Origin of the sequence: Methylobacillus sp. (assembly GCF_036844465.1) — a bacterium.
Lineage (GTDB): Bacteria > Pseudomonadota > Gammaproteobacteria > Burkholderiales > Methylophilaceae > Methylobacillus.
The window spans coordinates 86459-99017 of record NZ_DAIUFW010000005.1; the positions used below are offsets into that span (position 1 = coordinate 86459).

The following is a 12559-nucleotide window of genomic DNA, read 5'->3' on the forward strand; positions in this document are numbered from 1 at the left end:
TCACACCGCGCCCCACCTGGCCGTAATGCCAAAGCGGATAAAATGCGCCATGCCGCCGCCTTCCGGCTTTTCCATCATTTCATGCTCGTCGAGCACGACGTCATGCATTTCAGGCACATCTTCCAGCCATTGCAGGTAAGCCAACAACGAAGCGACATCCTTGGCTTCCCCCTTGAGGCGCAGCTTGCCCTTGGCTGCATCGGGGCGTATCGCCAGCAAGGCGATTTCTGGTTGGGCTACCTGTTCCAGTCGGTTCAGCAAGGCAGGCCATGGCCTGCCCAGCTCGTCCAGTATGCCGTTGGCTTCCTTGATCTCGGCTTTTTGCACGGCCGACAACGCCTGCGGCTGGATGACGGCCACCTGCACCGGCTTGCGGGCCGCCTGCACCTGCTGCAACCTCTGTTCGATATCCGCACGCTCGGCGCGCATATCCATCAGTTGCCAGCCACACAGCAATGTCAGGGCCGCAACAACAAACAGGCTGGCTTGGTAACGCGCTCCCTGGCTTGCTGCAGCCGCATGGTCGAGCTGCAGCCTCATGCCACGCCTCCCGCCAGGGACCAATCCGCCCGCCAGACTGCCATGCGCGGCTGCATATCGCCTTGCACCAGTTCGCATAATTGCACCGGCGTGGATTCCGGCAGCTCCAGTTGCAAACGCAACCGACGCAAGCCTGCTTCCAATACAGCTTGCCAGTCGTCAAGCACGGGTTGCATTTGCACCGCAGACCAACTGCGGTTTTGCCAGGCCAACAAGCATAGCCGCTCGGGTTCGCGCAGCACAAAGATGCCCTCCTGCCCAGCCTTGGCAAGACGGTTGAAGGCATGCGCCAATAGCGGCTGCACGCTGATGAGCTGCCCTTTTTCCGTTTTTACATGTTGCTTAAGGGCGTCCAGCCAATCCTGGTCCATCGCGCTGGCAAGCCCGTTGCCGCCCAGCGCGGCAAGGCTGAGCTGGATATTCCATTCCGCGACAATGTCGCCATGGACCCGTTGGAAAGCATGGCGGCACAGCAGCGTCAGCTCTTCGCCGTTGGCAGCCCCATCCGGGTTAGGCACGATGGCATAACGCATAAAGGCGTTCGACAGCATCAGCTCCACGCGCGCACCTGCGGCGCCGGCCTCGCGCAACGCTTGCGGCAATGCGGCAAGCAACGGCTGCACATCCTTGCCATGCTGCTCGGCATGGACCACGCCTTGGTCAAGAATCCTGCGCTTGATTCCGCCAGACTGGCGCGACCAGGTAATATGCCGAGGCTGGATGTGAACGACCACGGTAGGCCGCCACCAGCCTGGCAGCAGGCGCTCACGCCACAAAAGTGACACGGTTGATCTCCTCCAGTGTGGTCTCGCCGCGCGCAACGGCCTCCAGCGCCGCCTCGCGCAGGCTCTTCATGCCCCTCGCACGGCCGGCTTCCTTGAGCTTGCGCAAAGGCTCGCGCGCGATGATCATCTCGCGCAGCTCGTCGTCCAGCGCCAGCAGTTCCGCAATCGCCTTGCGGCCTTTGTAACCGCTGCCGCGGCAATGCCCGCAGCCCTTTCCCTGACGCAATTGGTAATGGGCCACCTGCTCGCGCGTGATCTTGGATTGCAGCAGCAACTCATCACTAGCCTCGACCGCTTCGGCGCAATGCGGGCACACCAAGCGCACCAGGCGCTGCGCCATTACGCCGTTCAGCGCCGCCACCAGGCTGTAGGCCTCGACGTTCATGTGCAGGAAGCGGCTGATGACGTCGAAGACATTGTTCGCATGCAAGGTGGTGAATACCAAATGTCCGGTGAGCGCCGACTGTACGGCGATCTGGGCTGTTTCCGGGTCGCGGATCTCGCCCACCATGATCTTGTCCGGGTCGTGCCGAAGGATGGAGCGTAGGCCGCGCGCGAAGGTGAGCCCCTTCTTCTCGTTGACCGGGATCTGCAGTACGCCCGGCAACTGGTATTCCACCGGGTCCTCGATGGTGATGATCTTGTCGTGGCCGTGGTTGACCTCGCTGATGGCCGCATACAGCGAAGTGGTCTTGCCGGAACCGGTCGGCCCGGTCACCAGCACCATGCCGTAGGGTTCACGCACCAGCCGGCGGAAATCCTCGATGATGTAGTCGTCAAAGCCCAGTTGCTTGAGCGACAGCCCCTTGGCCTGGTCGGAGAGGGATTTCCGGTCCAGCACCCGCAGCACGGCATCCTCGCCATAGATGCTCGGCATGATGGATACGCGGAAATCCACGTCGCGCCCCTGCATCATCACCTTGAAGCGGCCATCCTGCGGCACGCGGCGCTCGGCGATATCGAGCTCGGCAAGAATCTTCACGCGCGACACCGCCTGTTCGGCCATGTCCGCACCCTGCATGCTGCCAACATGGACAAGCACGCCGTCGATGCGGTACTTGATCACCAGCCCGGCGGCCACGCTTTCCATGTGGATATCGCTCACGCCGGCCTTCAAGGCGTCGTACAGCGTGGAATTCACCATGCGGATCACCGGGCTGCTGTCGGCGTTGATGCTCTGCAGGCTCAGGTGCTCCACATCCGTCTTGTTCGCCTCGGCAGCCTCGCCCGTGGCAATCAGGTTGCCATCCATGGCACGCAGGTCTTCCTCGTGTCGGCTCAGGTAAGCCTGGATATCGCGGAAATGCGCGATCCCGGTATGGAAGCTTTCCGGGATCCATTCCGCGGCCCAATCCAGCACCGTCTGGTCGAACGGGTCGGCAAGCACCAGCCAGAGGATGTCGTTTTCACGCAAGGGCAGGCACTGCAGTCGGCTGGCCATGGTGAAGCTCATCACATCGAAGGCGGGCTGCATCGCATGCAGGTCTTCCATGCTGAAAAGCCGCAGCTGCACGGCCCCGGCCAGAGCTGCCGCATATTCCTGGTCGTCCAGGGCGGACAACCCCTGCAGCATATCCATCATGCTGCGGTTGCTGCTCGCCGCCAGGCTGCGAGCCTCGGCCATGCGCGCCTGGCTGAACATCGTTTCCGCCGCGCTCATTGCAGGCTCCCGGCAAGTTCGAAGATCGGCATGTAGAGCATGACCACGACGGCGCCGATGATGAGGCCGATGAAGATCATGAGCAGCGGCTCGAACAAGCGGGTGAACCACTCCAGCCAGCGTGCGATTTCCTCGTCGTGCAAAGTCGCGATATGCTCCATCATCTTGCCCATCTCGCCGCTTTTCTCGCCGACGCGCAGCATGCGCAGCGAGACCGGCGTCACCAGCCCGGCAGCTTCCATCGCCTCTGAAATCGACCGCCCCTCGCGGATCAATGCGGCTGCCTTGTCCAGGCTCTGATGCATGGAGGCCGTCAGCAGGCCGCGCGCCATCTCCAGCGCCTGCTTGATGGTAATGCCGCCTTCCAGCAGCATGCCTAGCGTGCGGTAGAACCGCGCCAGTTGGAATACGCGCATTTGCTCGCCTATCGTCGGCAAGCGCCATAGCATGGTCATGATGCTTCCGCGCACACCGGGACGCATGAGCGCCGCCACAACCAGCCCGAGAAAAACCACACCCCCAAGCAGCAGGCTCTGCCCATGGGCCTCCATGATATCGGCCCAGCCCAGCACCAGCCTGAGCATCCAGGCCTGGTTCTCGCCCGCATCGGCATAGATCTGGGAAAAACGCGGCACGACGTAGCCCAGCAGGAACAGGACCACCAGGCCGCCCACGGTGATGAGGAGGAAGGGATAAATGGAGGAAGCGATGAGTTTCTTGCGCAACACTTCCACCTGCTGCTCGTAGCCGATGTAACGCAACAAGGCCTCAGGCAAGTCCCCGGTACGCTCGCTGGCCTTGACCATGGAGGTATACAAGCCAGGAAATGCGGATGGATAGGCTGCGAGCGCGGCCGAAAAGGTCTGCCCGCGGTATAGCGCATCCAGTACACCCTTGAACACCTGGGCGATTTCGGGTCGCTGCTCTTTCTCCGCAATCCCCTCCAGCGACTCTACCAGCCCTAGGCCGGCCTTGAGCAATGACAACAATTCCTGGCTGAACAGCAACAAGGGAAAACGTGTGCGCTTACTATTGATCAGGCCTTGCTTACCTGACTTGGTCGCCAGGACTTCATAACCTTGGCTGCGCGCCTTGGCGGCTGCCTCTTCCGCATGCTGGGCTTCAAACTCCAGCGAAACCAGACGGCCCGCGCTTATCGCCCGTACCTGATAGCGCATATCACCAGTTCACGATATCGACGTTGTCATCGCTACCGCCGGGCTGGCCGTCCTTGCCCAAAGAATAGAGGTCGAAATCCCCATGCTCCCCGGGCGACTTGAATTGATAAGGCCGGCCCCAGGGATCGTTCGGCACACTCTTCTGCAGATAGGGCCCGGCCCATTTGCTTTCGCCCGCAGGCGCGGTGTTCAAGGCAAGCAGGCCCTGCTCAGTGGTAGGATAGTGGCCGACATCAAGCCGGTATTGATCCAGCGCTTTTTCCAGCGCGCCGATCTGCGCGCGTGCCGTCTTGACCTCGGATTTGCCGAGCTGGGCAAAATACTTGGGCGCCACGTAACCGACCAGCAAACCCAGGATAACGAGTACCACCAGCAACTCCAGCAAGGTAAATCCGGCCTGGCGCTGATTCATTGAATAGGGGTTCTTCATAGCGGCATTGCCAGGTTCCACCTGGCGTTCATACGTAAGATTTGATGCCCAGCATAGCCACGATTTATGACGTTTTCATTAAACCCAACCCAGGTAGTTGCTGGCGCCAATCAAGCCTTCCGTTGCAGTCAGCTGTCATAATTCTGCAACCTTAACGTGCATAATCTGGGCGGCACATCGTGATCACTTGGTCGCTTTGATTTGCCCATACGAATTTCCCCATACGAAGGCCCGGCACCCTGCCTCATGAACACTGCAACCCATTTCAGATTCAGCCACAGTGACGACAATCCCACCGTCAAGCGCCTGTTGCGGACGGTGGCGCCCGTACTGGACGACATGCCCTGCCTGCAGGTACTGGCCATCTTCCAGGAAAACCAGCATATTTTTGCCCTGCCCGTGGTCAACGAGCAGCACCAGCCGGTGGGAATAGTGGAACGGCACGCCTTCATGGAAACCTTCATCAAGCCCTATACCCATGAAATCTACGGCAAGAAGCCGGTTGCCGAATTCATGAACCGCAAACCGCTTGTAGTAAGCAGTCACACCTCGATTGACGACATCTCGCGCATCATCATCGATGCGGGCATGCAGCATATGGTGAGCGGCTTCATTGTCACGGAGCAGGGCAGGTACGCCGGCATCGCCAACGGTCACGACCTGCTCGATGAAATCACGCAGCGCAAGCAGGCCAATTTGTTCTACCTTGCCCATTTCGACCAGCTGACCAAATTGCCCAATCGGGTGTTGTTCATGGATCGGCTGTCAATGGCGCTGGCAGAAGCCAGCCGTACCAATGCGCAAGTCGGCCTGCTGTTCATCGACCTCGACAAATTCAAGCACTTCAACGATTCCATGGGGCACGCTTTTGGCGACCAATTGCTGATCGTGCTGGCAGGCATCCTGACCCGTTGCTCGCGTGAGATGGACACCGTGGCTCGCCTCTCGGGGGACGAATTCACCATCATCGTGGATAACATCAGTAGCCAGAAAGATTTGGACAACTTGTGCTGGCGCATCCTCGATACATTGAAATTGCCGCAGCCGATCATGGGGAGAGATATATTCATTTCGGCCAGCATCGGCACGGCTATCTATCCTTTGGATGATGAAGACGCCAATAATCTGCTGGTCAAGGCTGACGCCGCCATGTATGAAGCCAAACGCAGTGGGCGCAATACCTATCGCCATTATGCCCACGGCATGCAGCTGTACTCGCTCGACCGCATGTCATTGGAAACCGATCTGCGCCTGGCTATCGAGCGCAACGAATTCGAGCTGTATTACCAGCCGCAAATTGCGCTCGACAGCGGCAGAGTGGTCGGCAAGGAAGCTCTGATCCGTTGGCACCATCCACAACGCGGGCTGCTAACGCCAATCCACTTCATCGAGATTGCCGAGGAAACAGGCTTGATCGTGGCTATTGGCAAATGGGTCATCAGTGAAGCCTGTCGTCAGCACCAGGCCTGGTTGCAAGCCGGGTTCCAGCCCATGCGCATTTCCGTCAATATCTCGGCGATGCAGTTCTACCAGAGCGATTTCTGCGAGATGGTCGAGAACATCATCACTGAAACTGGAATCAACCCGGCTTATCTGGAACTTGAGCTGACCGAAAGCATGTTCATGCAGGATGCCGATGCCGTGGTACGAACCTTGCGCAAACTGCACAGTCTCGGGATCAAGCTGGCGATTGATGATTTTGGCACCGGCTACTCCAATCTCAGCTATTTGCGCAAATTCCCGATTGACCGCCTCAAGGTAGATCAGTCCTTTATCAAGGGCATAGAACACGAGCCGATCAATGTGGAAATCGTCAAAACAATCGCTGCATTGGCGCGCAGCATGTCCCTGGAGCTAGTAGCGGAGGGCGTAGAAACCGATATAGAACTACGCTGGGCAGAAATCAGTGGCTGCACCTTCGTGCAGGGTTACCGCTTTTCCCAGCCGCTACCGGCAGAAAAATTCACGCGCTGGGTGACGGAATACAAATACCAGTCCAACCATTATTCGCTATTCAATATATAGACGGGTTTACTTCTTGGCGAGAGTACGCGGCTGCTTGCGCTGCCAGCGGCCGAATACCCCAGCCAGCCCCAGCAACAGCATCCAGAATGTCGAAGGCTCGGGCACCGCGCTCACCTGCCAGCCGATGTCAGCCAGCGCCGCATAATCAAGATCGCTGAAATACTCGCGGTTACCAAATTGAGTGCCAGGATCCATGAGGTTAGGCACCAGCTCGCCATCTATCGTGCCCTGCACACCATAAGCCCAATGCGCGCCTACCCCGTCGACAGGCACAAGACCTCCATACGCCGCAACGGCATTTTCTCCGGTGAATACCCAGCCGTTGTCTGCAGGTCGCAACAGGGCATCCCAGGCAGCAGAAGCGCCAAAACCCAGCAAGTGCGCAATTTCATGCGTCGCCGTGGTCAGCAGATCCGGCTGGTTGGGAGCCAGGCCGCTCTCATCCAATCCGGCATACCATGAAAACTGGCTGTTGAACCAGATGGAACCACCCCATGGGCCGATATCAACAGGCACGTCAGCCAGCGCGCCTTCCTGGCCGCGTACCGCCACGCTATCTACAAAATCCTGGCTGCCCTGGGCACGCACGGTGCCAGAACCGGCAGCGCCAAGCACAGAGCCGTTGAAGGAAGACGCGCCGACGAAAATCACCAGGCTGTTTTCCGGCACATATAAATCAGTGACAGTGACATTCTCGATCCAGCTGTTCCAACTCGGATGCTGGAACCTCACGCTCCAGCTATCGCCTGCACCTGGCTGGATTGCCGACAAGCTATCGGTCAAGCCGCTGAATACAGAAGCCGCCTGCTGCAGCACGTCACGCCGCATCAACCCCGCATCGCTATCCGTGCTGAACCAGCCGTTGCGATCAAAGCGGTAATCAAAAATGATATCGAGCGCATAGGCTGAGCTTGAGACCAAAGCAAGAGCGACGAGCAAGGCTGCTTTCAGGGATTGCTGTAGTGAATGCATGATGCAATTTCCAAAATCACGATTGAGAATCATTATACATATTGTTAATAATAATTCTCAATAACATTTTCAGAAAAAATTGCTTCACTTTCCTCCAAATAAAAAGCCCCGTAGAAACGGGGCCTCGGATAATGCAAAACTGCCTTATATCAGAACGGAATGTCATCCTCGAAATCATCGAAGTTGCTGCCGCCAGATGGCTTAGGCGCTTGCGTGGGCGCTGAGCGCTGCGCTGGTGCTGCCTGCTGCCTAGGGGCAGACTGGCTGTAGTCCTGGTTGAAGTCATCGCCACCGCCGTCATAGCTCGCTCCGCCGCTTCCGCCACCATCTCGGCCGCCCAGCATTTGCATCTGGTCAGCAATAATCTCGGTGGTGTAACGGTCCTGGCCTTCCTTGGTTTGCCATTTGCGCGTTTGCAGACGGCCCTCGATATAGACCGGACGGCCTTTTTTCAGGTATTCACCTGCAATTTCCGCCAGGCGGCGATACATGACGATGTTATGCCATTCAGTGCGCTCCTGACGCTGGCCGCTCTTGTCCTTCCAGTTGTCGGTGGTGGCAATGCTGAAATTGGCCACCGCCTCGCCGTTGGGCATATAGCGCACTTCCGGGTCGCGGCCCAGATTGCCTACCAAGATTACTTTATTGACTGATGCCATCTTTAACCCCTTATCAATTGCAGCACTGCGGAATCATCCCAGTTGGCCTGCATATCCACTTTCAATATCACCATGCCCTCAGCAGGCAAGACAACCGATTCTTTCACACCAGGCAACGCTGCCAGTGTTTGTGATAAACGCGTCGCATCGCCTGCATATCCATCCGGCAGATGATACATCTTGCTGCGCACCGCCGCCGGCGCTTGCATGGTCATCACGCTGACCAGCCATAAGAGCATGAGTATGCCACAGAAGCCAAATACCGCTGTATAGCCATACTGGCTGGACAGCCAGCCGCCAGATACGCCGCCAACGAATATTCCCAGCGACTGCGCGGTATTGAACACGCCTATCGCAGTTCCCTTGGATTCCACCGGCGCCTGCTTGGAAATCGCTGAAGGCATGATGGCCTCCAGCACATTGAATGCGATAAAAAAGATCGTCAGCGCAGCCACGATGCCCCAGAAACTGTTGATCATGAGCCCGAACCCAAGCTCGGCCAGCAGCATAACCACCACGCTCAAGATGAATATCTGCTTGAGCTTGGCTTTTTTCTCGCCAATGATGATCGCAGGCACCATCATCAACATGGAAATCACCATGATCGGCAGGTAAATCATCCAGTGGTCGTTCTCGCTTAGCCCGCTGGTCTGCTTGAGTGCAAACGGCACAACCACGAACATGGCCATATGGGAAGCATGCAAGGCGAAAATACCGAAATTGAGTCGCAGCAACTGCGTATCTTTCAACACCACACCCAGCCTGGCTGGTGTTGCCTGCGTATCGGAATGGAACCTGCTGATATGCGGGTCAGGCACCAGGTATTTGATATCCAGGATCGCCAGCAGTGCCAGCACGCCGGTCAAGATAAAAATGCCGGACACGCCTATCCATTGGTTGAGCGTAGGCCCGAGCACCAGCGATAACGCAAAGGTAATGCCGATGCTGACGCCTATCATGGCCATGGCTTTGGTTCTGTGCTCTTCACGGGTCAGGTCTGCCACCAGCGCCATGACTACTGCAGACACTGCACCCGCACCCTGTATTGCCCGACCAATGATGATGGTATGAATGTCATCCGCCATACCAGCGACAAAGCTGCCAAGCGCGAAGATCAGCAAGCCAATGTAAATCATGTTCTTGCGCCCGAAGCGATCAGACGCGATGCCGAACGGCAGTTGGAACAACGCCTGCGTCAAGCCATAGGCCCCCAACGCCAACCCGATATATAAATGGTCATGTCCCGAAGGCAGCGTTTCCGCATAAATCGCGAAAATTGGCAGGATGAGGAACATGCCCAGCATGCGCAAGCCATAAATAGAGGCCAGGCTCAGGGTAGAGCGCAGTTCGACAGAGGACATGCGTTCAGATTGAGTCATTAAAAATCATTGAATTAAACATGCGAAGTTGCGTATATTATCAGGTTCCCTACCCCCAAGTCACAACCGAATGGACTACATACGCATACGTGGTGCGCGAACGCACAACTTGAAGAATGTTTCACTGGACCTGCCCCGCAACAAGTTGATCGTCATTACCGGGCTCTCGGGTTCAGGTAAGTCCTCACTTGCATTCGACACTTTATACGCAGAAGGCCAGCGCCGTTATGTAGAGTCCCTTTCAGCCTATGCGCGGCAGTTTCTCGCGCGCATGGACAAGCCGGATGTCGACCTGATCGAGGGGCTTTCCCCCGCCATTTCCATCGAGCAGAAATCCACCTCGCACAACCCGCGCTCCACCGTGGGCACGGTGACGGAAATCCATGATTATCTGCGCCTGCTGTATGCGCGAGCTGGCGACCCCGAATGTCCCGACCATGGCATCAAGCTGGAAGCCCAAACCGTTTCGCAGATGGTGGATAGCGTCCTGCTGCTACCGGAAGACACCAAGCTCATGATCCTTGCACCGGTAGTGAGCAACCGCAAGGGCGAACAGCTCGACCTGTTTGAAGAACTCAAGGCGCAGGGTTTCGTGCGCGTGCGTGTGGATGGCGAAATTCACGAACTCGACAGCGTGCCCAAGCTGGCTAAAACAGTGAAGCATAACGTCGATGTTGTCGTGGACCGGCTCAAGGTACGCGTCGACGTCAAGCAGCGTATTGCCGAATCCTTTGAAACTGCCTTGCGGCTGGCGGACGGCAAAGCGGTGGCACTGGAAATGGACAGCGGCAAGGAGCATTTATTCTCAGCCAAGTTCTCCTGCCCGGTATGCGATTACTCACTAGCAGAGCTGGAGCCTCGCCTGTTCTCGTTCAACAACCCGATGGGCGCCTGCCCCAAGTGCGACGGCTTGGGGCAAATCAGCTTTTTCGACCCCAAGCGCGTCGTCGCTTTTCCGCATTTGTCGCTTGCCAGCGGCGCGATCAAGGGCTGGGACAAGCGCAATCAGTTCTATTTCCAGTTGCTGCAAAGCCTGGCGCAACATTATGGTTTTGACCTGGATACAGCTTTTGAATCCCTATCCGCTGATGCGCAGCAAGTGCTGCTCCATGGCAGCGGTAAGGAAGTCATCACTTTCCAATACCTCAACGAGCGCGGCAAACTGTACGAAAAAGCCCATACTTTTGAAGGCATCATCAACAATCTGCAGCGCCGTTACCATGAAACAGATTCATCCACGGTGCGTGAAGAGCTTGCAAAATACCTCAACTCCCAACCCTGCCCAGCTTGCGAAGGCACGCGTTTGCGCCGCGAAGCCAGGCACGTCAAGGTAGCGGGGCGGAACATCCATGAAATCTGCGAGGCGCCGCTGCGTCAAGCCCTGCATTTCTTCGAGCATATCGAATTGAGCGGGCAAAAGCTGGTCATCGCCGACAAGATCGTGCAGGAAATCAGCAGTCGGCTGAAATTCCTCACCAATGTCGGGCTGGAATACCTATCACTATCACGTTCCGCTGAGACCCTTTCGGGCGGAGAAGCACAGCGCATTCGCTTGGCCTCGCAGATCGGCTCCGGCCTCACCGGCGTCATGTATGTGCTCGACGAACCTTCCATCGGCCTGCACCAGCGCGATAACGACCGTCTGCTGCAAACACTGCTGCGTCTGCGCGATATCGGCAACAGCGTGATCGTGGTCGAACATGACCAGGACGCCATCATGGCTGCGGACTATGTAGTGGATATCGGCCCCGGCGCAGGCGAGCATGGCGGCAATATCGTGGGAGCAGGCACGCCTGTTGAAATCCAGAACAATCAGCAATCGCTTACCGGGCAATACCTGAGCGGAATAAAAGAAATTGCCGTGCCCAGCCAGCGCCATGCACCGGATCCCACACGTTGGCTCAAACTCACCAAAGCCAGCGGCAACAACCTGAAGAACGTAGACCTGGCCATTCCTGTCGGCCTCTTGACCTGCGTCACTGGCGTATCTGGTTCCGGCAAATCCACTCTGATCAACGACACTCTGTACCGCATTGTCGCCAAGCATCTCTATGGCAGCTCCACAGAACCCGCCGCCTTCGAGAGCGTCAGCGGGCTGGAATTCTTCGACAAGGTGGTGGACGTAGACCAAAGCCCAATCGGCCGCACCCCACGTTCCAACCCTGCCACCTACACCGGCGTATTTACCCCCATCCGCGACCTGTTCGCGGGCGTGCCGGAAAGCCGCGCACGCGGCTACGGCCCAGGGCGCTATTCATTCAACGTCAAGGGTGGCCGTTGCGAAGCCTGCCAGGGCGATGGCGTCATCCGCGTGGAGATGCACTTCCTGCCGGACGTCTACGTACCTTGCGACGTGTGCAAGGGCCACCGTTACAACCGTGAAACACTGGAAATCCAATACAAGGGCAAGAATATCCACGAAATACTGGAAATGACAGTGGAGCAGGCACGGGCATTCTTCGATGCAGTGCCCGTGGTGGCGCGTAAATTGCAGACACTGCTGGATGTGGGCCTGGGCTATATAACCCTGGGCCAATCCGCAACCACGCTGTCCGGCGGCGAGGCCCAGCGCGTCAAGCTGGCCCTGGAGCTATCCAAGCGCGACACTGGCAGGACTTTGTATATTCTCGACGAACCTACCACCGGCCTGCATTTTGCCGACATTCAACTCTTGCTCGATGTCTTGCACCGCTTGCGTGACCAGGGTAATACCATTGTCATCATTGAGCACAACCTGGATGTGATCAAAACTGCCGACTGGATTGTCGATATGGGGCCGGAAGGCGGGGACGGTGGCGGCACCATGATTGCCCGCGGCACACCGGAAGAAGTGGCTGATACCAAGACCAGTTATACCGGCAAATACCTCAAGCCGATGCTGAAACGCTGACACAACACTGGGCTTCGCTACACTGGCTTCAATAAAAAATG

At 57.4% G+C, this 12559-nt stretch carries 10 protein-coding genes; 2 read left to right on the plus strand and 8 right to left on the minus strand.

The genetic code is table 11. The annotated features are described in order from the left end of the window. From V7Z75_RS08310 to gspG, 5 genes are read right to left on the minus strand one after another with little or no spacing between them, the layout of a single operon-like run. Positions 1–540, minus strand: coding sequence for a hypothetical protein (locus tag V7Z75_RS08310; RefSeq protein ID WP_334108151.1), 540 nt, complete (start codon positions 538–540; stop codon positions 1–3). Further along, positions 537–1325, minus strand: a complete 789-nt coding sequence (locus V7Z75_RS08315; protein WP_334108152.1) for a hypothetical protein — start codon at positions 1323–1325, stop codon at positions 537–539. Before V7Z75_RS08315 ends, V7Z75_RS08310 begins: the two co-directional genes overlap by 4 nt. Next, entirely contained in the window at positions 1306–2985 is a 1680-nt protein-coding gene (locus V7Z75_RS08320) for a GspE/PulE family protein (protein WP_334108153.1), read from the minus strand. The genes V7Z75_RS08315 and V7Z75_RS08320 overlap by 20 nt, the downstream gene beginning before the upstream one ends. Beyond that, positions 2982–4163 carry a type II secretion system F family protein gene (locus tag V7Z75_RS08325; RefSeq protein ID WP_334108154.1) on the minus strand — a complete coding sequence of 394 codons (1182 nt, stop codon included), beginning with the start codon at positions 4161–4163 and terminating at the stop codon, positions 2982–2984. The genes V7Z75_RS08320 and V7Z75_RS08325 overlap by 4 nt, the downstream gene beginning before the upstream one ends. Position 4164: 1 nt before the next feature. Further along, complete coding sequence (gene gspG / locus V7Z75_RS08330) at positions 4165–4593, minus strand: type II secretion system major pseudopilin GspG (RefSeq protein ID WP_309565668.1); 429 nt, start codon at positions 4591–4593, stop codon at positions 4165–4167. Between the two features lie 246 nt (positions 4594–4839). Here gspG and V7Z75_RS08335 point away from each other — a divergent pair, with 246 nt between their 5' ends. Continuing rightward, positions 4840–6618: a putative bifunctional diguanylate cyclase/phosphodiesterase gene (locus V7Z75_RS08335; RefSeq protein ID WP_334108155.1), complete on the plus strand. Its 1779-nt coding sequence runs from the start codon at positions 4840–4842 to the stop codon at positions 6616–6618. A 6-nt stretch (positions 6619–6624) separates the two neighbouring features. Here the strand turns inward: V7Z75_RS08335 and V7Z75_RS08340 are convergent, their stop codons facing one another. The 3 genes from V7Z75_RS08340 to V7Z75_RS08350 form a co-directional block, all read right to left on the minus strand. Next, positions 6625–7590 (minus strand): PEP-CTERM sorting domain-containing protein, encoded by a 966-nt coding sequence (locus V7Z75_RS08340; protein ID WP_334108156.1) that lies wholly within the window; start codon positions 7588–7590, stop codon positions 6625–6627. A gap of 149 nt (positions 7591–7739) precedes the next feature. Beyond that, a complete protein-coding gene (ssb, locus tag V7Z75_RS08345; protein WP_334108157.1) occupies positions 7740–8249 on the minus strand; it encodes a single-stranded DNA-binding protein in 510 nt (169 codons plus the stop codon). Positions 8250–8251: 2 nt separating this feature from the next. Next, positions 8252–9628 (minus strand): MFS transporter, encoded by a 1377-nt coding sequence (locus V7Z75_RS08350; protein ID WP_334108158.1) that lies wholly within the window; start codon positions 9626–9628, stop codon positions 8252–8254. Positions 9629–9698: 70 nt separating this feature from the next. On the opposite strand from V7Z75_RS08350, the gene uvrA reads away from it, so the two are divergent. Next, positions 9699–12518 (plus strand): excinuclease ABC subunit UvrA, encoded by a 2820-nt coding sequence (gene uvrA / locus V7Z75_RS08355; RefSeq protein WP_334108159.1) that lies wholly within the window; start codon positions 9699–9701, stop codon positions 12516–12518. Positions 12519–12559 lie beyond the last annotated feature (41 nt).